Origin of the sequence: Paenibacillus sp. P36 (assembly GCF_045866505.1) — a bacterium.
GTDB lineage: Bacteria > Bacillota > Bacilli > Paenibacillales > NBRC-103111 > Paenibacillus_E > Paenibacillus_E chondroitinus.
This window is the reverse complement of sequence record NZ_AP038372.1, coordinates 5422931-5445005: the sequence shown is the minus strand read 5'-3', so window position 1 is coordinate 5445005 and position 22075 is coordinate 5422931. Positions and strand designations below refer to the sequence as shown.

Genomic DNA, 22075 nt, shown 5'->3' with positions numbered 1-22075 from the left:
CAATCACTATAAAATAAGGAAGTGGTACTGTGAGCAGCACACAGCTGGCAAAGCTATTCATTGGGTCGTCTGCTGAAAGTATTGACGTAGCAGAGGCATTACAGTCAAATCTCCATTTTTCCTGTGATGTCACGGTTTGGAGCCAGTTGCTATTCCCGCCTTCACATACAACGTTAGCCCCGCTAATCAAGCAGGCTCAAGCAAGTGATTTCGCTATCTTTGTCTTTCAACCAAATGATTTAACGCTTTTGAGAGATTCGGTTGTCAGTACCGTCCGCGATAATGTGATCCTGGAGCTTGGATTATTCATCGGGCAAATCGGCTTAGAAAGAACTTATTTTCTCATCCCGGAAAAAGAAGACTTCCATATTGCCACGGACCTCTTGGGATTGACACCGCTTACTTATAAAGCAAATCATCCATCCGGCTTGATGGCGGGACTGGGACCGGCCACTTACACCGTGAAACGAATGTTGAAAGAGTTAGGATTGAGAATCAAATGAAACCTAAAATGTTTATTGGTTGTTCGCCTGCAAGTCTACTTTGGGCGGAATTCTATCAATCGCAGCTAGCTTCGACGGCTGATGTCACCGTCATTAACCAAGGTGTCCTGACGGCATCCCAGCATAAATTAAAGATGCTTAAAAAGCACATTGAAGAAACAGATTTTGCCCTGCTGATTCTGGGTCGCGAGGACATGCAGCATAAGGTGACTTATGCCAATCTCTTGGTACTCATCGGTCTATGCATTGGTGAGCTAGGGCACAGCAGAACTTTTATTGTGATGTCGAGCGGCGGTGAACTGCCTGAATACCTCGAAGGCTATAACCCTCTGCGGGTCGATGACACGCAAACGAATCGAGAGATCGGGGAGTTGGCAGGCCCTCATCTTTATCCAATGAAAAGCAGTATTGCTGCACATAAGAAACGTATGAAACCTTCGGATATGAAAAAAAATGATGCCATTCGCAGTTTCCTCTTTGATGCGCTGGACTCGCTGAGTGTCTCAAACGTGGATTATGACCGTGTTCTAGACAAATTCCATAAGACATTTGATACCAATTGTGGTATAATCGAGCTTCAAGAAGTGACGGCTGCAACGTTGTTTGAGCTTCTTGATGACGGAGTTACTTTACAGCAGTTTGGCCGTGCGGGGCAGGTCAGCAACAATCACAGCTTTCATGTGAATGATCCTACCAGTTACCTGGCGGAATGTTACCGCGGCAAAGATACAAACATCTACCTAGGGCGAGCCAAGGACAAAGAAGACGGCGAGTTTGAATATATATATTGCGTAAAGCTGCATCCAACCATCGTTTCTTCCATACATTTCAAAACAAGAGCGGATATTCCGCAGCGTAATCACCATCAAGTTATGATGGAGTTATCGGAAAGAAACGCGAAGCTCGTGTCTTCACTCAAATCCATTGTGAAAGGAAGGATTCTTTATGCTGAAGCACATGAAGAAAGTTCGTAACCGACTAACCGCCAAACATGCCCACAAAGCTACCGATAAGACCAAACTATATAACGGCCCCACGGTTCTTAACAAACCAAGCGGGGTAACAATCGTAGCCAAAGGATCATTCGATTTCGAGTCTCTGGCTTAACTCAATATGGAACATTTAAGAACCCCAGATGGGGTTCTTTTTTATTATTTAAGCACTCCACCGCCATGAAAATTGCTGCTATGGCTTGAGCGGTTTCACCCTGGCCGGGGAGGGGAACTACTGGGCGCTATTTCATCGGAATAGGCTCTTTTTTGCGCGGAGGGGAACTGTGGGCTGTTATTTGTCCGTTTTCTTGAAGAAAACGGGTTAGGCGGTCAAATAAGAGCCTGTAGTTCCGCTCGAACGCGGCGACGGGTTGAATTTACTAGAATAGCAGCCTGTAGTTCCTCAAAGGTGTATCGTTTCGTTGATCATCTTAACGCTTGTATGAGCTTGCCCCTTTCGCCAAGTGTGCAAGTAATGCTGTTATCTCCTTCTATCAAAAAATTCTATCGTTTCGGGTTCTATCGACGGGGCTCGTTTCATAGATTGAATTAAGATAGTTTAGGAGGAATCAGACTATGAAATGGACTTCAGCCACTCTCAATCTCAGCCACGTTCGAAAAACCTTTCAGAGCGCCAGTTCCGTCGGAAAAACGTTCTTTATTCTAAGCGCAGCAACATTAGCCATTTTTGTTTTAGTTGGCGTAGGAGGCTATCTGCAGAATAAAGTCATAACGACCTCACCGGTTTCTTCGATGAAAAGTTTAGCCGCATCTGTCACGAATCAGTTTTTTATCGATATGCTTGGCATGGAAGTGCCTCATCTAAATAAAGACCAGAAGAAGTTTACGTTCTCTCAGCACAATGTCTTCCATTTTGCTTTCCAATTCCTGACGGACATTAATCCAAGCGACCCGAAAAGTTTGGTGGCCAGCGAAGTTCCAGGAATGGATGCCAACAAGTCAACCGTCCTGGTCAAAGGAAGCGAAGCGAACCCGAGCGATCCTGTGGATTACAATCCCGTCTCTACGGATCTGGAAGCCGAGGCCAAGAATCCTCCGAGCCCGACACCGGAACCCACGCCAACGGGTACTACAACGCCGGTTGTTAGCCAAACAGGCCAGCCGCCCAAATCAGCAGGTGACAATGTAGCTTTCATTTACCAAACGCATAGCAATGAATCTTTCCTGCCTGAGCTCAAGGGAGTTACGGATCCGGACAAAGCTTACAGCGATAAAGTCAACATCATTTCCGTTGGCCAACGGCTGGCGCAGAACCTGGAAAAAGACGGAATTGGAGCTGTTCATTCACAAACCATTTATCCAAGCACGGTTAAAAATTTTGAATATCCATACTCTTATAAATATTCCTTGAAAACATTGCAGGAAGCATCCGCCCAGCATCCTGATCTACAGTATTATTTTGATCTCCATCGCGATTCCGCGGCTCGCAATAAAACAACCGTTACGATTGACGGCAAGGATTACGCACAGGTGTATTTCATCATCGGCGGAAAGAATCCAAATTGGAAAAAAAATGAGGAGTTCGCCAACAAGATTCATCAAGTTTTGGAAGCCAAACATCCTGGAATCTCCAAAGGGATCCATGCGAAAGAAGCTAGTGAAGGCAATGGCTTATATAATCAGAACTTTTCGCCTAACAACATATTGATTGAGGTAGGCGGTCCCTACAATTCATTGGAGGAGTGCTACCGTACAACGGATTGGCTGGCTGATGCCATTTCAGAAGTGATTTTGAATGCGAAGAAAGTTGACGCTCCGGCGGCAAGTCCTAAGCAATCCTAAGCAATTTGAGGGATGAAGAAGCTTAGAGCAACATTATGAAATTTAAAGGAGGCTTTCTCATGAAGCTGAGGCACTTTTATATCAAGGTGAGCTTGTTCGGATTGCTGCTGCTGTTCTGCATTTTATTCGGTGTCAGCTTAGCGTCCAGCGGGATGGAACGAATTCAAGGTCCTCAGCCTTCTGCGAAAGCCGCCGCACAAGAGCCGGTGAAGCCAACTGGGAAGGGGACAGTTGCAGCTGCGAGTACGGGCAAGGCAACCACGTCTCCAGCCCCCAAAGGTGACGCCGGCGCTAAAATAAATGCAGGTTCAACCGCGAAACCTGAAACCGCAAAGCAAGCAGATCCCGTAGCCGACCACGACAACTCTCTGAATCATGTGGGAAATAAACTCGGAGACCTGCTGCAAATCGCATCGCATCATGGAATTAAGCTGTTTGTGTCGATCTTTGACGCTATATTGGGCAAAGGATAAGGGTGTACATTGCTGCAACTTCCCACAACTGCTATAATGAAAATTATTTGCATGTTGTGGGGGTTATTACGTTAGCATGACTGACATTCGCGAAAGACAATCAAGAATTCGAAACTTTTCAATCATCGCTCATATCGATCACGGCAAATCAACACTTGCTGACCGCATCTTGGAATATACAGGTGCGCTGTCGACCCGTGAGATGCAGGAGCAAGTACTTGACCAAATGGATCTGGAGCGGGAACGCGGGATTACTATCAAGCTGCAAGCGGTAAGACTGAATTACCGGGCGGATGACGGCATTGATTATATCCTTAATCTGATTGATACACCAGGACACGTCGACTTTACTTATGAAGTATCCCGAAGCCTTGCGGCTTGCGAAGGCGCTTTGCTAGTCGTGGATGCTGCACAGGGAATTGAAGCTCAAACGCTGGCTAACGTGTATCTGGCGCTTGAAAATAACTTGGAAATTTTACCTGTTATTAATAAAATCGATTTACCAAGCGCTGATCCGGAAAAAGTGAAGCAGGAAGTCGAAGACGTGATCGGGCTTGATGCCAGCGATGCGGTGCTCGCTTCTGCGAAAGCAGGGATCGGCATTAAGGAAATCATCGAGCAAGTTTGCCAGAAGGTGCCGGCACCACAAGGCAATCCTGACAATCCACTTAAAGCGTTGATCTTCGACTCTCATTATGACGCATACAAAGGTGTTATTGTTTATGTGCGTGTTGTAGACGGCTCGATCAAAGCAGGCTCCAAAATTAAGATGATGGCGACCAACAAAACGTTTGAAGTCATCGAGGTTGGCGCGTTCAAGCCAAGAATGTCCTCGGTTCCATCGCTGGAAGTCGGAGATGTTGGATTTATCGTTGCAGGTATCAAAAATGTCGGAGACACGCGCGTCGGGGACACGGTAACCGAAGCGGATCGCCAAGCGCCAGAGCCGCTGCCAGGCTATCGACGGATTAATCCGATGGTTTTCTGTGGATTGTATCCAATCGAAACAACGGATTACAATGATTTGCGTGAAGCTCTGCAGAAATTGGAGCTCAATGACGCATCACTCCGTTTCGAACCTGAAACGTCGACAGCGCTGGGATTTGGCTTCCGCTGTGGTTTCTTGGGACTGCTTCACATGGAAATCATTCAGGAACGTATTGAACGTGAGTTCAACATTCCGTTAATTACGACGGCGCCAAGCGTTATCTACCGCATCACATTAACGAATGGTGATGTCATGGACATTGATAACCCGTCGAATTATCCGGATCCACAGCGTATTGATTTCGTTGAAGAGCCATACGTGAAAGCTTCCGTCATTGTGCCGAATGATTATGTAGGTACGATTATGGAGCTATGCCAAGGCAAACGCGGCGAATACTTGAACATGGAGTACTTGGATTCGAACCGCGTCACGTTAACTTACGACATCCCATTGTCCGAAATCGTTTATGACTTCTTCGATATGTTGAAGTCCAGAACAAAAGGTTATGCGTCCTTTGATTACGAGCTGTCTGGATATAAGAAATCGAATCTCGTGAAAATGGACATTTTGCTCAATTCCGAGCAGGTCGATGCGCTTTCCTTCATTGTTCACAGGGATACCGCGTATCACCGCGGTAAAATCATTTGCGACAAATTGAAGGATTTGATTCCTCGCCAAATGTTCGAGGTACCGATTCAAGCGGCAATCGGACAAAAGATCGTAGCCCGTGAAACCGTTAAAGCCATGCGGAAGAACGTCCTTGCCAAGTGTTACGGCGGTGACATTTCGCGTAAACGGAAATTGCTCGACAAGCAAAAAGAAGGTAAAAAGCGCATGAAGCAGGTCGGCAGCGTGGAAGTACCGCAAGAGGCGTTCATGGCTGTACTTAAAATAGACGAATAGTTTGCAGTGAATAAGAAGCTGGGGTGGCAGAGTACTCTGTCCCTTGGCTTCTTATCAGTTGATAACCTAGACAAACGCGCTCGTCCACAAGGATGACGAATTTGGCTGTCCAGGATAGAAAGGAAATACCCTTATGTTAGTTACTTATGCAGCTCCAACTGCTGTGTACATTCATATCCCGTTTTGCACAAATAAATGCCATTATTGCGATTTTAACTCCTATGTGCTCAAAGGCCAGCCTGTTATGGAGTATTTAGATGCGCTGGAACGTGAAATGGAGCTTACCGTAAAAAATAACCCGCCGGCTAAAGTAGAAACAATTTTCGTAGGCGGAGGAACACCGACTGTTTTGCTTCCTGATCAAATGGAACGGTTTTTGCGGATGGTCCGCACGTATTTTCCGGCTAACGCGGCGGAAGTCGAGTTTTCCATGGAAGCCAATCCGGGAACGACGGATGAAGATAAGCTTGCGGTTATGAAAGAAGGCGGCGTCAATCGCATAAGTTTTGGTGTACAGTCTTTTAACAACGATCTGCTTTCGGCAATTGGCCGTATTCATAATACAGATGATGTGCATAGAAGCATTGAGAATGCCAAAAAGCTCGGCTTTGACAATTTGTCCATCGACTTAATGTTTGGTCTGCCGAAACAAACCGTCGAGATTATGCAGGCGACTTTGGATGAAGCTTTATCGCTCGATCTGCAGCATTACTCCATCTACAGTTTAAAAGTGGAAGAAAATACGTTGTTCCATACGTTGTTCAACAAAAATCAGCTGCCGCTGCCAAGTGAAGATGAAGAGGTCGATATGTATGAGCTCATCATGAAGCGTTTGGAAGCAGCAGGATACAAGCAATATGAGATTAGCAACTTTGCGAAGCCAGGGCGGGAAAGCAGGCACAATACGATGTATTGGCGGAATCGCTCCTACTATGGGCTTGGAGCAGGCGCGCATGGCTATATGAATAGGCAGCGTCACGTTAATGTGAAAGGAATTCAGCCTTACATCGATGCGACAAAAACAGGATTGCCGATCATGGAGCAATTCGAAGTTACGCGGCAGGAAGCCATGGAAGATTTCATGATGGTCGGCTTGCGTCTGTTGGAAGGCGTGCGGAATGTCGATTTCCAAGATCAGTTTGGAGACACGATTGAAGCGCATTTCGGAGAAAACATTAAAGGCTGGGAACAGAAAAAGCTGTTGGAGCGAACGCCGGACGGGTATCGGTTATCCAAACATGGCATTCTGCTGGGCAATGAAGTGTTTGCCTCTTTCTTAACTTAGGCCCTTCTTGAATTTGACCCGGAGTCGGGCAAAAAATCCCTTGTGCAAATATACGGTATGTTGTATATTTATACATGAATCCACAAGCGTTGCAGCGGTTAGGCTGTGAGGACGCTAGCGTGGGTTTTGTGCATTTTTGTTGCGATTGGTGGGATGACAGTGAATTCATCAACTACAGTGTCCGTTAGGAAAGCATCGATCATCGATATCGATAAGCTTTATGAAATTATACAAGGCTATGCGAAACAGGGCATTATGCTGCCGCGTACCAAGGAAATGCTGGAGGAGCAAATCGACTCTTTTGTCGTTGCTGAGCATGATGGTACATTAATAGGCTGCGGCTCCCTTACAAGGCTTGGACCCGATCTTGTCGAGATTCGCTCGCTAGGGATGACGCCAGGCTTCAAAGGGCAAGGAATTGGCGGCAAGCTGGTTGATTTCCTGGTTGAAGAAGCAAGAAGCCAAGGCATTGTGAAAGTAATGGCGCTAACGTATGAGGTTGCTTTTTTTCAAAAAAATGGTTTTACCCTTGTACCAAAAGAGATTTTTCCGGAGAAGGTTTGGAAAGATTGTATGCATTGCAAAAAACAGTATTGCTGCGATGAAATCGCCGTACTCAAACGATTGGATTGACTTGACAACAGACCTTAGGGTCTGTTATTTTTGTATTAGGATTTAGCACTCACTAAATACGAGTGCTAACGAAAGTGATCATAGAGCGATTGTGAAGAGGAGGGGTACTTGATGTTGACGGATCGGCAACGCATGATTTTGAGTGCTATCATAGATGATTATGTTCGTTCAGCAGAGCCAATTGGTTCAAGAAGTATTTCGAAACGAGGCAATGTCGGTTTTAGTCCGGCTACGATTCGTAACGAAATGTCCGATCTCGAAGAGATGGGTTACTTGGAGCAGCCCCATACGTCCGCAGGCCGTATTCCCTCGCACAAAGGTTATCGTTACTATGTCGATCATCTGCTCCAGCATGGTACTTTGCATGAGAATGATTTGAATTCAATGAAGGGCACTTTTGCACAGCGCATTCAAGAGATGGAAGGTGTTATCCAGCATGTTGCCGGTGTACTGTCCTCCTTGACGAATTATACATCGATTGTGCTCGGGCCTGAGGTATTCAGTACGACGTTGAAGCATTTGCAGATCATCCCTCTTACTGAGACGACTGCTGTTGCCATTATTGTCATGAATACAGGGCATGTGGAGAACAAAACGATTACGATTCCTGATGGTATTCGAATGTCCGACATCGAGAAGGTTGTCAATATTCTGAATGCCAAATTGCAGAACGTGCCGCTGATCCAGTTTAAATCCCGACTTTATAATGAAGTCGCGAGCGAGCTGGGCAAATATGTGAATGGTTACCAGGAGCTGCTTTCGGTTGTGGAAAGTGTGCTGCAAAGTGATGAGAAGGATCGCGTGTTTCTTAGCGGTATGACCAACATGCTGACACAGCCTGAATTTAAGGATGTTGACAAGGTCAAAAGCATTTTTGATCTATTGGAAGAAGCACCTACACTTATCAAATTGTTTACTCCGACAAATGAAGGCATGGAGATCAAAATCGGTGCTGAAAATAGTATTGAAGCTATAAATAATTGCAGTTTGATTACGGCCTCCTATTCGATTGGCGGCCAGCCTCTGGGTACCATAGGCATCTTGGGGCCAACGCGAATGGAATACGGCAGGGTCATTAATTTAATGAATCATTTATCGAAGCAAATGGAAGACGTGCTGGGACGTTGGTACGGCAAATGAGCGGTATCAAGACAGGGCACAGCGAGGGCGAAGAACGCTACTCTACATTAGTTAATAATGCAGCAGCCGTTAGGGCTATTTGTTCCGCGGTTGAGGGCACACTGGGCCCTAAAGGGCTGGACACCATGCTGGTTGGCGGACAGGGTGATGTGATCATCACCAATGATGGAGTCACCATTTTAGAAAAAATGGACGTCTCTCATCCCGCAGCCAGATTGATGATTCAAGTCGCACGGAGCCAGCAGCGGCAAATTGGCGACGGCACGACGACAGCGACGGTTCTTGCCGGCGCGCTGGTGCAGGAAGGTGTCGCGCAAGTAACGCGCGGCGTGCCGGTTGCCAAGGTCGTCAGCGGGATGCTGCAAGGCATCGAGCTGGCGGTAGAAAGCTTGGAGCGCCGAAGCCGCGCGATCACGGGGCTAAGCGATAATGCGCTGAAACGCATCGCGATTACGGCGGGCCGAGAGCAGACGGATATCGCGAGGCTCATCGTTCAAGCCGCCGAAGCGGTCGGCGAGGCGAAGCTGCGCGAAGACGGGTATCGCTTCGCAGACAGCGTGATCGCCCATGAAGAGGCGAGCAGCGAGGTCTGGACCGGCATTCTGCTGAACCAGAAGCCGATGAACCTGCATCTCGACCAAGAGCGGCGAGATGCCCGCATTCTTGTGCTGCATGATGCCTTGGAGCCTGAGGCGGTCAGCGAGGAATCGCTGGTCACCGAGGCAGGCTTCCAGCGCTACATGCAGCTGAGAGAGCTTTTCCGCAGCAACCTTGCGTCGCTGCTGGAGCTTGGGGTCGGACTCATCGCGTCCGACCGCGGTGTTGACCCCGAGGCGGAGCAGTTCTGCTCCGACCATGGCATCATCGTGCTGCAGCGCTTGTCCCGCAGGGACTTGCAGCACCTGAGCGAGCACACCGGCGCTCGGCCGGTGCGTCGCACGGCGCTGCGCAAGAGCGCGCCGGAGCTTGACGCGGCGCTAGGCCGCGCGGGCTATGCCGCGTACGACGAGCGCCTGGGGCGCGTACGCGTAGCGGGTGGTCACGGTGAGCAGCACGTGACCGTGATCGTCGGCGCGGCGACGCGCGAAGCGGCGCATGAGCGCTCGCGCATCGCCAAGGATGCCGCCTCGGCCGTGCAAGCTGCCGTACGCGGCGGGTACTTGCCCGGAGGCGGCGCCGCAGAGATGGCGGTTGCGCATGATCTCGAGCGCGTCCGCGAGACGATGAAGGGCATGGAGGGCTTCGGTGTAGCCGCTGTCGCGGGAGCACTGCGCAAGCCGCTGGCTCAGATCGTTGTCAACGCGGGTTATAATCCGCTTGAGAAGGTTGAAGAGCTGAAAGCGGCGCAGATCGCACTGGAAACCGATAGCCTCGGAATTGATTGCGACACCGGTCAGGTGACGGATTTTGTTGAAGCCGGCATTGTAGACCCCGCAGATGTGAAAATTCATGCATTGCAGGCTGCAGGAGAGGTTGCTGCCGCTGTACTGCGTATTCATACCGTGATTAAGATGAAGCAGCCTTTTGAAGAAGAGTAAAGCTGGGCAAACTGACGATAACGAAATTTTGTTGTATTATGTTGAGGAGGTGAAGGACAATTGAGTACTGATAACAAAACAGAAGAGCAAGACGTGAACACTACATACGCAGCCGACAACGAGCAAACCGCAGAAAACCAGGAAGATGCGGCAGCTCAAGACACTCAAGCTGATGCTTCTGCGGAGGCAAGTGAATTAGAGAAGGCGCGTGTGCAAGCCGAAGAAAACTACCAGCGTTTATTGCGCGTTCAAGCGGACTTCGACAACTTCCGCCGCCGCGCTAGAGCGGAGAAGGAAGACTTTGCTAAATATGCTTCACTTAAATTGATTGAGCAGCTTTTGCCGATTGTAGATAACTTCGATCGCGCGTTAGCGTCAAGCAAAGAGACGAAGGATTTCGACGCCTTGGCGAAAGGTTTGGATATGACGTATCGCGGCATGGATCAACTGCTGACGGCTGAAGGCCTGAAGCCGATCGAAGCCGTTGGGCAACCATTCAACCCGGAGTTCCACCAGGCTGTTATGCAGGTTGAATCTGACGAGCACGAGGAAGGCATTGTCGTTGAGGAGCTTCAAAAAGGCTACATCCTTAAAGATAAAGTCATCCGACCAGCTATGGTGAAAGTTAGCGTCTAGATCTTATCATTTTTAAAAAATAAAAATATCGAATCTATTCAAATGTTCCCAAGGAGCAAAAGGAGGAAGCTTTAACATGAGTAAAGTAATTGGTATTGACTTAGGTACTACAAACTCTTGCGTAGCTGTTATGGAAGGCGGAGAAGCCGTCGTCATTCCTAACCCGGAAGGTAACCGCACGACGCCGTCCGTTGTTGGTTTCAAGAAAGATGGCGAGCGTGTAGTTGGTGAAACAGCAAAACGTCAAGCGATCACAAATCCTGACAAAACAATCAGCTCCATCAAGCGTCACATCGGTACGAACCACAAAGAGCACATCGATGGCAAAGACTATACGCCACAAGAAATTTCAGCGATTATTCTTCAAAAGCTGAAAGCTGACGCAGAAGCTTACCTGGGCCAATCGGTAACACAAGCGGTTATCACAGTTCCAGCTTATTTCAACGACAGCCAACGCCAAGCAACGAAAGATGCTGGTAAAATTGCTGGTCTTGAAGTACTTCGTATCGTCAATGAGCCTACAGCTGCAGCGCTTGCATACGGCTTGGAGAAAACAGAAGACCAAACGATCCTGGTTTATGACCTTGGGGGCGGTACGTTTGACGTGTCCATCCTTGAATTAGGCGATGGCTTCTTCGAAGTTAAAGCAACAAGCGGAGACAACAAACTGGGTGGCGATGATTTTGACCAAGTCATCATTGACTACCTCGTAGCTGAATTCAAAAAAGAGCAAGGCATTGACCTTAGCAAAGATAAAGCAGCGGTTCAACGTTTGAAAGATGCTGCTGAAAAAGCGAAAAAAGAGCTTTCCGGCGTACTGACAACAACGGTTTCCCTGCCGTTCATCACAGTAGCTGACGGCGTACCGCAGCACTTGGAGTTAAACCTTACTCGTGCGAAGTTCGAAGAACTTTCCGCTCACTTGGTAGAAAGAACGCTTGGACCAACTCGTCAAGCTTTGCAAGATTCCGGGCTTTCCACTAGCCAAATCGACAAAGTTGTTCTTGTCGGCGGATCCACTCGTATTCCTGCAGTTGTAGAAGCGATCAAAAAATTGACAGGTAAAGAGCCTCACAAAGGCGTTAACCCGGATGAAGTTGTTGCTCTAGGCGCAGCAGTTCAAGCTGGTGTATTGACTGGTGAAGTAAAAGACGTTGTTCTTCTGGACGTAACACCACTTTCCCTTGGTATCGAAACAGCAGGCGGTGTATTCACGAAAATGATCGATCGCAACACGACGATCCCAACAACGAAATCACAAGTGTACTCCACTTATGCAGATAACCAAACTAGCGTAGAGATTCACGTGCTTCAAGGTGAGCGCTCCATGGCTAGCGGCAACAAAACACTGGGCCGTTTCATGCTTGGTGATATTCCTCCGGCTCCTCGCGGCGTTCCACAAATCGAAGTTAGCTTCGATATCGATGCGAATGGTATCGTGAACGTATCCGCTTTGGATAAAGGAACAGGCAAAAGCCAAAAAATCACGATCACTTCTTCCAGCGGCTTAAGCGATGCGGAAGTTGAACAAATGGTGAAAGACGCGGAAGCTCACGCTGAAGAAGACCGCGCTCGTAAAGAGCTTGTAGAAGCTCGCAACGAAGCCGATCAACTTGTGTACTCCGTTGACAAAACGATCAAAGATCTTGGCGACAAAGTAGACCAAGGCGAGATCGATAAAGCAAATGCTGCCAAAGAGAAAGTAACAGCTGCTCTAGCTGGCAACGATCTCGAAACGATCAAAGCGGCAACAGCAGAGCTTACTGAAGTGATTCAACAGCTTTCTGTTAAGCTGTATGAGCAAGCTTCTGCGGCGCAAGGAACTGATGGTGCAGCTGATGCAGGTGCAGGCGAAGCTCCTAAAGGCAGAGAAAATGTTGTTGACGCGGACTACGAAGTGGTTGACGAACAAAAAAAATAAACATATCCTATAGTAATGCTGGATGTGTAGAAACGAATGAGTCAAAGCCAAGGGGGTTCCCCGTGGCTTTGACTTTCCGTTTGTAGTCTTGAACATGGGAGTGGAACAATGAGTAAACGTGATTATTACGAGGTGCTTGGGGTCGGCAAGGATGCTTCGCAAGAAGACATCAAAAAGGCTTACCGTAAAATGGCGCGTCAGTATCACCCTGACGTGAATAAAGCTGCGGATGCGGAAGATAAATTCAAAGAAGCAAAAGACGCTTATGATGTGCTTAGCGATAATCAGAAGAAAGCCCAATATGACCAGTTTGGTCACGTTGATCCGAACCAGGGGATGGGCGGCCAAGACTTCAGTGGCGGCTTTGGCGATATTTTTGATATGTTCTTTGGCGGTGGCGGCGGTAACCGTCGTAACCCGAATGCGCCGCAGCGCGGAAATGATTTGCAATACACAATGACCATTGAGTTTAAGGAAGCGATTTTCGGTAAAGAAACCGATATTCATATTCCGCGAACTGAAAATTGCGATACGTGTAACGGCTCTGGCGCAAAGCCGGGAACGAAGCCGGAAACTTGCGGCGGCTGTCACGGCAGCGGTCAGCAAGAAGTTGTACAAAATACGGCATTCGGCCGCATTGTGAATCGCCGCGTATGTACGCAATGTAATGGCTCCGGTAAAATCATTAAAGAAAAATGCGGAACCTGCCATGGCGCGGGTAAAGTGAAAAAACAACGCACTATTCACATCAAGATTCCAGCCGGTGTGGACGACGGCGCACAACTTCGCGTATCAGGCGAAGGAGAAGGTGGAACTCGTGGAGGCCCATCCGGTGATCTTTACGTTGTCATTCGCGTGAAATCCCACGAATTCTTTGAGCGTGAAGGCAATGATGTCTATTGCGAAGTGCCGCTTACCTTTATGCAAGCGGCGCTCGGTGATGAGATCGAAATCCCGACGCTGACAGAGAAAGTTAAGCTCAAAATTCCGGCTGGCACGCAAACCGACACGTATTTCCGCTTAAAAGGAAAAGGGGTTCCGCACTTGCGCGGCTTTGGTCAAGGTGACCAACACGTGAAAGTGATCGTGGTAACGCCTACGAACTTGAGCGAAGATCAGAAGGATTTGCTGCGCCAATTCGGCAAACAAACCGGTGAGCATACGCATGAGCAGAACCAATCGATTTTCGAACGTATGAAAAGAGCTTTCTTGGGCGACTAAATTCCTATTTTTCAATAAGAGCTATGAGCACTCCCTTGACGTTTTCACAGATTTTGATCTGTTGAAAAGGCCAAGTGGAGTGTTTTTTTGTTGGGTTACTGGTTGCACGTTCACAACTTGTTTACATTCAGCTAACAGTATATGGAATCTTTTACATAGCGAATACGTAACGATAACTTCCTCTTAATCTATGAAAGTTATGCTAGATCACGTGAGATACTTTATATTTGGAGGGAATACACCTTGAAAAAAAGCTTGAAACAAATCATGGGTTCCGGTCTAGCAATTTCCTTACTGGCTCTAAACGTAGCAGGCGTAGCATCAGCTGCTGAAACAACTCCGACTTCCGTTCCAGCGGAGCAACCGCAATCCAAAAACCTGATCGTGCTGATCGGTGACGGCATGGGTCCGGCTGAAGTAACGGCAGCAAGATACTACTCCAAAAAGTTTTTAAATAAAGACCGCTTAGAGCTTGATGGCGGATACTATGTTGGTAAAGCAACTACATACTCGCAAGCAGGTCCATACACGTCGGAATCCGGTGCTGTAACTGACTCCGCCGCAGCTGCAACTGCCTTCTCGACAGGTAACAAAACTTACAACAATGCGATCAGCGTTTCCAACGGCGATGTTGCTAAGCCTTATGGTTCCATTATCGAAGCAGCTATGAAACAAGGCAAGTCTACTGGACTTGTATCCACAGACAATATTACTGGAGCAACGCCTGCGGTATGGGCTTCCCACGTTCGTCAACGCGGTAACCAAAACGCAATTGCTTCTCAATACTTAGCTAGCGGAGTAAACGTTATTTTCGGTGGCGGTAAAACGAACTTTGTAACGAAAGACGATAAAGGAAAACGTACTGACAAAAATATCATTCCTGACTATGAAGCAAAAGGCTTCAAAACAGCGTTTGATAAAGCAGGCTTAGATGCAATTCCAGCTACAGCTGACCATGCGCTTGGACTTTTCGCAATGAACGAAATTCCATACGTACTGGATCGCGATGCGAGCACACCAAGCTTGCCGCAAATGACGCAAAAAGCACTTGATATTTTATCCCAAAATAAAGATGGTTTCGTACTATTGGTTGAACAAGGGCGTATCGATCATGCGGGCCACGCGAACGATCTGCCAGCTAACGTTCAAGAAATGCTGGAGCTGGATGCAACATTCAAAACATTGGTTGATTTCGCGAAAAAAGACGGGAATACTTCCGTTGTTGTCTCGGCTGACCATGAAACAGGCGGTTTGTCCTTGGGGATTAACAATGTGTATGAATTGAACGTAGATTTGTTTAATAAAGAGAAGCACTCCTACGAGTATTTGGATGCGATTTTGAAAGCTGCTCAAACAGCTGATGACGTTCGTAAAATCGTTGCTGACAACATTGGTTTCACAGATTTGTCTGACGAGGAAATTGCCTTGATTTTGAAAGGTGACGGCTCTTCTTATGGACGAGCTGGAGGTTACAACGCTGTTGTATCCAAACGCTTAGCTATTGGCTGGACGGGACATGGACATACTGCTGTAGACGTTGGTGTATGGGCATACGGGCCGATCGCTTCTTTGGTTAAAGGCGACATCGATAATACGGATATTGCCAAAAGCGGTGCAAAAGTAATTGGCGCTGACCTAGCTGCAGCAACAAAAGAACTGCAAGATAAGTACTTGTACCCATTGTTCAAAGTAACTCGCGATAACAAAACATTGTTTACAGCGAAATCGCTTGCTGAAGCATTAGACATTCAAGTGGTTTGGGACGAAGCAACGAAATCCGTTACACTTTCCAAAGACAACCAAAAGTTATCCGTACAAGTTGAAACGGGAGCTATCACGGAAAATGGCAGTGAAAGCACACTTGTTGGCAATGTCGACAATGGCAAGCTGTACCTGCCGCTGGAAGCATTCAATAAGCTGACTGGCAAAACGATGACATGGGATTCCTTCAACGAGCGCATCGTGAAAAACTAAAAGTAATGGCAAAGAAAGGACAGGGGATCACGCTTCCCTTGTCCTCTTTTCCTATCTTGGACCTATGAATTTGGAGGACAGCTATGATTGAGTTGAACAATATTTCAAAGTCATTCACGATGCATGGGCAAAAGCTGCAAATCCTAAGTGTTCCTTCGTGGAGCATTGCGCAAGGGGAACGCATTGCTTTGCTCGGCCCGAGCGGAAGCGGTAAAAGCACGCTGCTGCATTTGCTCAGCGGTGTTATGGTTCCGGACGAAGGGGAAATACGTGTGAACGGCCTACCGCTGCATACGTTTTCACAAAGTAAAAGAGACCGTTTCCGTGCGGAGCATGTCGGTTATATTTTTCAAGATTTTCATTTAATTTCATCATTGACCGCCAGACAAAACGTCGAGCTCATTGTCCCGGATAGCTGGTCAAAGAAGCAGACGAAAGACCAGCTTGACGACTGGTTTGAGAGAGTCGGGTTGAAGGATCGCCAACATCATATGCCTAATGAGCTATCGAGAGGGCAGCAGCAGAGAGCGGCCATTATCCGCGCCATCCTGACTAAGCCACAGCTTGTGCTGGCCGATGAGCCTACAGGCAGTTTAGATTGGGAAACAGCTGGCGAGGTCATGTCGCTATTGCTGAACATTTGTGAGACGGAGAAGCTCACGCTCGTTACCGTTACTCACGATTTGCATTTGGCGGAAATGTACCCGACACGTGTTCATATCGGGGAAATTAATGAGCTATCGAGGAGAAATGCCGTATGAGATTAGTGGCTTTAGTCTGGAGAAATATGCTTCACCGTAAAACACTCTCACTGCTAACCATTTTATCTGTAACGATTACGGCAGCTTTGGTTGTGTTTTTACTGCTTTGCAGCGAAGGGCTTGAGCAGGGAGCTGAGAAGGGCTACGGTCCCTTCGAGGTAACGATCGGTGCCAAAGGCAGCGCGACGCAGCTTGCTTTGAACACTTATTATCATGTAGGCGCTCCTACAGGGAATGTACCGTTTTCACTGCTCAGCCAGCTTCAAAAGGATGAGTCCGTTGATCGTGCCTATGCGATGACGACGGGTGATAACTATAACGGATTTCCTATCGTTGGGATTGAACCCGGCTATTTTGCTTCCCGCTATGGAACAGAGAAGCAGATGGCAGAAGGGAAAATGTACGGAAAGCTTGGCGAGACCATAGTTGGATCGCACATTGCGAGCTCGCTAGGGCTTCATATCGGAGATAAATTCCAAGGCGCGCATGGCTTGATTAAAGGGCTTGAAGAAGCGGAAGGCGAAGATCACGAAGGTGATTCCGCTGAAGAGGAGCATCATCATAATTTTACATATACCGTAGTTGGTATCTTACCGCCATTATTTACTTCCGATGATCGAGCTGTTTTTACGACATTGGATTACGCTTGGGCTGTGCATGAGGGGCAGGATGCTGAACATCGGGAAGTCACCTCCATTCTGATCAAGCCGAAGACGCTGCTCGGTGCACAATCGATCAAAACGAAATACGGTCAAATAAACAATGTTCAAGCGATTTATACAAGCAAAGCGGTTGCTGATGTTGTGAACGTCATCGATAAAGGAACCGGGGCGCTAACGGTTGTAACGATCATCTGCATTTTGCTTGCCGCAGGCACCATCCTTCTTTCGCTTGTCGCAGCCGTGAATGAACGGAAGAAAGACGTCGCTTTACTCCGTTTAATTGGAAAATCCAAAGGATTCATATGGTCCTCGCTGATCGGAGAAGGATTATTGCTGACGGTGATCGGCCTTGTTCTGGGCATGCTGGCAGGCCATCTCGGCGGTTATTTAAGCCGCGAAGCTGTATTTGAATATACAGGTTTGCAGCTGCAATCTTTTCAGTTCATGCAGGGAGAATGGTTGTTAATCGGCGGAACATTAGGAATTGGCATTCTTGCTTCAGCAGGCCCGGCATTGCAGGCCTATCGTGTAGATCCATTGCAATTATTCAAGTCATGAAGTCTGAGGTGATGAAAATGAGAAAAATGCTGTTCACGTCCGTTTTGGCTGTCGTCCTACTCGTTTCAGGATGCGGTCAAAAGAAAATGGACACCGCAGGTCAAACGTTCGGCAGTATGGATCAGACCACGATCGAAAGCTCTGTGCCTTCTCCACTTCCAACCGCAAGTGCACAGCCACTCCCATCTGTTACGCCGGACAAAGCCGTTCCGTCCGAATCGCCAAAGCCTACTGCAGAACCTGTGGCGACAACAACCATTACAGAAACACAGTCTACACCGCTTCCATCTCCGAAAGTATCGGAGCCTCCTAAAGCTGTGCAAAGCACACCTCCACAAGTTGATGCAACGAATGTCAAAACGGATGCTGCGCCGTCCTCCAGCCCGCAACCGAAGCCTGCGGCCACGGAACCAAGCAAAACCGTAAAGCCATCGCCAGCTTCCAACGAAATAAACTGGGATCAGTTTTTTGACAATGAGAAGCAGGATACTCCCTCGGATCGCTTCTGGGATATGAGTGGTAAAACGGTGCAAATCAAAGGCTTCATGGGTGAAGTGCTCTCCTTTGAAAAGCATTGGTTCCTGCTGATACCAAAACCGGGAGCAGAATGTCCTTTTGATAATGGGGATGAAACCTATTGGAACAAAATTATGATCGTATTTGTGCCGGATGATGTCAAACTTCGATACACTTCTGGGCCGCTGCTCATCACAGGCAAGCTCGATGTAGGCGTGAAACTGGATGAATCGGGCTACAAGACGATGTTTCGGCTCTATGATGCCTCTTTCGAGAAAATAAAGGAATAGGCTGTTTTGTATAAGAACGACTCGTTTTGGCAAACTAAAAACTGGATTTTACTATGATAGCTTTCAGGAGGTTCAACGATGAGTGCGAAGCAAAACCAAGAAAAGCAAAGTCATTTACCAGTTGCCAAAAACGAGGATGTAGAATTTTCGGCTGAGGTTGCCGATCGGGACGATTTCGAGGCGGCTGAACGGGCGAAAGCTGCGGATCATAGACAGGAAGACAATTAACATGGCGGAAAAAGCAATCCTTGCTTATTTCCATTCTCCAGAGCAAGCCGAAGGTGCAGCAGCCAAGCTTAAAGCGCTAAGAGCTGCCGAAGTTCAGGTGGATCGGTTCAATAATGAGATTGGACGCGGCTTTGAATCTGCAATGGCGGATGGTATGTTAAGCGTAGATGGAGATATGAAGTCAGTTGGCCTGGATATTATCCTGGCTGCAGTCATTGACGACTCTGTGTACGATCAAGCATGCCGTGTTATTGAGAGCGCCGGCGGTTCCATATAAACGAACAAAAGCATCGTTACCCGTGTAATACGCGAGTATTCGATGCTTTTATATTTTTGCAAAAAGTTAAGTTAATTATGGACGTTCATTAAACGAATGAGCTCATCGGGAGCATCTGTAATAATACTTGTGACACCGAGCGCAAGCATACGCTTCATCACCGGTTTGTCGTTGACCGTCCAAGCGTAAACTTCTTTGTTGTGCGATGCGGCTTCTCGCATAAATTCATCGTTGACTAGCGGGTATGCCGCAGAGACGACGTCGTAATCTTGACTTTCCCATAGGGAGGAAGTTTCTGATTTCTGGCTTATAATAAGCCCCGTTTTAATACGAGGATTCATTTTTTTTACAGTGTGAAGTAAACCGGTATCAAAGGATGTGACGGTGCATTGCTTTTCAAATTCATGAGCACCAATGATTTGAACCGTCTTCTGAGCAAGTTGTACACCGTGCCCATTATTTTTCAGCTCTATATTTAGCTTGATCCGGTCCTTGGCCAGCTCGATCACTTCATCGAGGGTAGGGACTCGGTCACTTTTAAATTTTGGGCTGAACCAATTGCCGGCACTGGCAGATTTGAGCTCAGATGAGGTGACTTCCCACATGTTTTTGTTGATGCCCGTCGTTCGTTGAGCACTGTCATCATGCATGAGCATAACGACTCCGTCCGACGTTTCTTGCACGTCTAGTTCGGCGAATCCAGCTTTATCCGCAATGGCTTGGCGGAAGGCGCTCAAGGTATTCTCAGGCGCTTTCTTGGAGCTGCCGCGGTGTGCGGTCACTTGGCTGTAGTTATCAGCCAGCAGGGTGGCACTGGCAAAAGGTGCTGTGAGTTCCAACCCAACAATAATAAGAAAAATGAGGAAAGTTCTTACCATGCGAAGACTCCATTCTAGGATAGTATAAGTGAGGTAATAGCCATTGATAACTGTTGTTCACCTGTTATTAAATGTACCACGAATGTATTAGGAGATTATTAAGAAAATAAAAAAATATAGCGCTTACATTCAGGTTATTTTACCCAAGAAGCGAAGTGTAGTACAATGATCCTTGTAAAAATAGCCCTGATGGGCTTATTTTCGCGAAGGTGATAACCGATAGGAGGAGCACGACTGATGCTTTGGCAAGAATTAACCGTACATACGACAGAAGAAGCAATAGAAATGATTACGAACTTTGTTCATGAATTAGGCGCTGGGGGCGTCTCTATTGAAGAATCAGGGACACTAAACAAAGAGCGGGATACGTCATTTGGCCAGCTGTATGAAACGCCTTTTAACGACATTCCCGAAGGAAGAGCTGTGATCAAAGGCTATTTCTACCATGGGACGGACATGGAGCCGGTTATGGCGAATTTAAAGGCTTCGGTTGAACAACTGAGCGAATTCGACATTGATACGGGCAATCCAACTTATGAGCTTAGAGAAGTGGATGACGAGGATTGGGCGCACGCATGGAAGCAATATTTCAAACCGATTCGCATCACGGACCGTCTAACGATTAAACCGACATGGGAAGAGTATACAGCTTCACCTGGTGAACTGATTCTGGAGCTTGATCCTGGCATGGCGTTCGGAACAGGCACACATGCGACAACGTCACTATGCTTGAAAACGCTGGAGAAGGTGCTTCAGCCAGGGGATGATGTCATTGATGTTGGAACGGGTTCCGGCATTTTGTCCGTTGCAGCTGCCAAGCTCGGGGCCAAGCATGTTTTAGCAGTGGATTTAGATCCTGTTGCTGTGACCAGTGCTGAGGATAATACGAAACAGAATGGGCTCGAATCTAACATTACGGTAAAATTGAGTGATTTGCTTGGTGTTCTGAAAGAAAGCGAAACAGAAGGCGCTAGCAAGCTTGGCGTCACGATTCCTGTGCAGCTGGTTGTCGCTAACATTTTGGCAGAGGTTATTGTTACTTTCGTTGATGATGTTTATGAAGTTCTGCAGCAAGGTGGCTATTACATAACGTCCGGTATTATTACCGCTAAGGAAGAGCTCGTCGAAAAAGCGCTGGTTGCTGCCAAATTTACAATTGTAGAGAAAAACTATGATTCGAATTGGGTTGTAATCGTAGCTAGAAAGCTGTAGGTGTTCATCCATGGGAGGATTATTGTTTTATGACTGGAGTACGCTGCCTTTCGTTATTCTGGTCCTCGTGCTTTCATTTACCATTCATGAATTCGCACACGCATATAGCGCTTATAAATTAGGAGATTCTACGGCTTATCAATTCGGCAGGGTTTCCTTGAATCCGATGGTGCATTTGGATCTTTTCGGGACTATTATGCTGCTCATTGCCGGGTTCGGTTGGGCGAAACCGGTCCCTGTCAACCGCGGGAATTTCAAAAGCCCCCGTTTAATGGGGATTATCGTTACCGCAGCAGGGCCGATAAGCAACTTGATTCTTGCATTTATCAGTTTATTTGTAGTAGCGCTATTTCAGAAATACGGTTGGATTAAAGGAATGGACAAGGGAACTGGTGACGCAATCTCGCTGTTTCTTGAGTTAATGTTAACGATTAATATCAGACTATTTTTATTTAACTTGATTCCTATTCCGCCATTAGATGGGTATCGGATTATACAAGATGTAGTAAATCTAAGATATAGTGAATCTTTACTTAAATTTGAACAATGGGCTTCTGTGATTTTTTTGCTTGTTGTTTTCGTTGCACCATTAAGACGAGTAACTTTAGATCCATATTTGGGATTAGGCTATGACATCCTGAGGCTCTTTTCTAGACCAATTGCCTGGATCCTAGGCATGTAGC

22 protein-coding genes are annotated in these 22075 nt (G+C 47.2%); 21 read left to right on the top strand and 1 reads right to left on the bottom strand.

Translation table 11 applies throughout. The annotated features are described in order from the left end of the window. Positions 1 to 29 precede the first annotated feature (29 nt). From ACKTT9_RS24610 to ACKTT9_RS24520, 19 genes are all read left to right on the top strand, one after another. On the top strand, positions 30 to 503 hold the full coding sequence (locus ACKTT9_RS24610; RefSeq protein WP_407867966.1) for a TIR domain-containing protein: 474 nt from the start codon (positions 30 to 32) through the stop codon (positions 501 to 503). After that, entirely contained in the window at positions 500 to 1477 is a 978-nt protein-coding gene (locus ACKTT9_RS24605) for a TIR domain-containing protein (protein WP_407867965.1), read from the top strand. Before ACKTT9_RS24610 ends, ACKTT9_RS24605 begins: the two co-directional genes overlap by 4 nt. Continuing rightward, positions 1449 to 1610 carry a hypothetical protein gene (locus ACKTT9_RS24600; RefSeq protein WP_407867964.1) on the top strand — a complete coding sequence of 54 codons (162 nt, stop codon included), beginning with the start codon at positions 1449 to 1451 and terminating at the stop codon, positions 1608 to 1610. The genes ACKTT9_RS24605 and ACKTT9_RS24600 overlap by 29 nt, the downstream gene beginning before the upstream one ends. A gap of 461 nt (positions 1611 to 2071) precedes the next feature. Continuing rightward, complete coding sequence (gene spoIIP / locus ACKTT9_RS24595) at positions 2072 to 3298, top strand: stage II sporulation protein P (RefSeq protein ID WP_407867963.1); 1227 nt, start codon at positions 2072 to 2074, stop codon at positions 3296 to 3298. 59 nt (positions 3299 to 3357) lie between these two features. Continuing rightward, positions 3358 to 3771, top strand: a complete 414-nt coding sequence (locus ACKTT9_RS24590; RefSeq protein ID WP_407867962.1) for a hypothetical protein — start codon at positions 3358 to 3360, stop codon at positions 3769 to 3771. A 76-nt stretch (positions 3772 to 3847) separates the two neighbouring features. Next, positions 3848 to 5662, top strand: coding sequence for a translation elongation factor 4 (lepA, locus tag ACKTT9_RS24585; protein WP_407867961.1), 1815 nt, complete (start codon positions 3848 to 3850; stop codon positions 5660 to 5662). 133 nt (positions 5663 to 5795) lie between these two features. After that, positions 5796 to 6947 carry a radical SAM family heme chaperone HemW gene (gene hemW, locus ACKTT9_RS24580; protein WP_407867960.1) on the top strand — a complete coding sequence of 384 codons (1152 nt, stop codon included), beginning with the start codon at positions 5796 to 5798 and terminating at the stop codon, positions 6945 to 6947. 159 nt (positions 6948 to 7106) lie between these two features. After that, entirely contained in the window at positions 7107 to 7580 is a 474-nt protein-coding gene (locus ACKTT9_RS24575) for an N-acetyltransferase (protein ID WP_246068928.1), read from the top strand. 111 nt (positions 7581 to 7691) lie between these two features. Continuing rightward, the gene (gene hrcA / locus ACKTT9_RS24570; protein WP_407867959.1) at positions 7692 to 8720 is read left to right on the top strand and encodes a heat-inducible transcriptional repressor HrcA; all 1029 of its coding nucleotides are present in this window, start codon (positions 7692 to 7694) and stop codon (positions 8718 to 8720) included. Further along, entirely contained in the window at positions 8717 to 10258 is a 1542-nt protein-coding gene (locus ACKTT9_RS24565) for a TCP-1/cpn60 chaperonin family protein (RefSeq protein WP_157321709.1), read from the top strand. Before hrcA ends, ACKTT9_RS24565 begins: the two co-directional genes overlap by 4 nt. A gap of 60 nt (positions 10259 to 10318) precedes the next feature. Then, on the top strand, positions 10319 to 10894 hold the full coding sequence (gene grpE, locus ACKTT9_RS24560; RefSeq protein ID WP_157321707.1) for a nucleotide exchange factor GrpE: 576 nt from the start codon (positions 10319 to 10321) through the stop codon (positions 10892 to 10894). Between the two features lie 76 nt (positions 10895 to 10970). Next, a complete protein-coding gene (gene dnaK / locus ACKTT9_RS24555; protein ID WP_407867958.1) occupies positions 10971 to 12815 on the top strand; it encodes a molecular chaperone DnaK in 1845 nt (614 codons plus the stop codon). 108 nt (positions 12816 to 12923) lie between these two features. Beyond that, on the top strand, positions 12924 to 14036 hold the full coding sequence (dnaJ, locus tag ACKTT9_RS24550; protein ID WP_127449817.1) for a molecular chaperone DnaJ: 1113 nt from the start codon (positions 12924 to 12926) through the stop codon (positions 14034 to 14036). Positions 14037 to 14279: 243 nt separating this feature from the next. Next, positions 14280 to 16010, top strand: a complete 1731-nt coding sequence (locus ACKTT9_RS24545; protein WP_309491763.1) for an alkaline phosphatase — start codon at positions 14280 to 14282, stop codon at positions 16008 to 16010. A gap of 83 nt (positions 16011 to 16093) precedes the next feature. Beyond that, a complete protein-coding gene (locus tag ACKTT9_RS24540; RefSeq protein ID WP_407867957.1) occupies positions 16094 to 16771 on the top strand; it encodes an ABC transporter ATP-binding protein in 678 nt (225 codons plus the stop codon). Beyond that, positions 16768 to 17991: an ABC transporter permease gene (locus ACKTT9_RS24535; RefSeq protein ID WP_407867956.1), complete on the top strand. Its 1224-nt coding sequence runs from the start codon at positions 16768 to 16770 to the stop codon at positions 17989 to 17991. Before ACKTT9_RS24540 ends, ACKTT9_RS24535 begins: the two co-directional genes overlap by 4 nt. Before the next feature lie 17 nt (positions 17992 to 18008). Next, on the top strand, positions 18009 to 18797 hold the full coding sequence (locus tag ACKTT9_RS24530; protein ID WP_407867955.1) for a hypothetical protein: 789 nt from the start codon (positions 18009 to 18011) through the stop codon (positions 18795 to 18797). Between the two features lie 78 nt (positions 18798 to 18875). Beyond that, a complete protein-coding gene (locus ACKTT9_RS24525; RefSeq protein WP_127449809.1) occupies positions 18876 to 19025 on the top strand; it encodes a YfhD family protein in 150 nt (49 codons plus the stop codon). A gap of 1 nt (position 19026) precedes the next feature. After that, positions 19027 to 19302: a hypothetical protein gene (locus ACKTT9_RS24520; RefSeq protein ID WP_407867954.1), complete on the top strand. Its 276-nt coding sequence runs from the start codon at positions 19027 to 19029 to the stop codon at positions 19300 to 19302. A 71-nt stretch (positions 19303 to 19373) separates the two neighbouring features. On the opposite strand, the gene ACKTT9_RS24515 is transcribed toward ACKTT9_RS24520, so the two are convergent. After that, complete coding sequence (locus ACKTT9_RS24515) at positions 19374 to 20180, bottom strand: glycerophosphodiester phosphodiesterase (RefSeq protein ID WP_407867953.1); 807 nt, start codon at positions 20178 to 20180, stop codon at positions 19374 to 19376. Positions 20181 to 20417: 237 nt separating this feature from the next. Here ACKTT9_RS24515 and prmA point away from each other — a divergent pair, with 237 nt between their 5' ends. Beyond that, positions 20418 to 21392 carry a 50S ribosomal protein L11 methyltransferase gene (gene prmA / locus ACKTT9_RS24510; protein WP_127449803.1) on the top strand — a complete coding sequence of 325 codons (975 nt, stop codon included), beginning with the start codon at positions 20418 to 20420 and terminating at the stop codon, positions 21390 to 21392. Positions 21393 to 21402: 10 nt separating this feature from the next. Further along, the gene (locus ACKTT9_RS24505; protein ID WP_407867952.1) at positions 21403 to 22074 is read left to right on the top strand and encodes a site-2 protease family protein; all 672 of its coding nucleotides are present in this window, start codon (positions 21403 to 21405) and stop codon (positions 22072 to 22074) included. Position 22075: the final 1 nt, after the last annotated feature.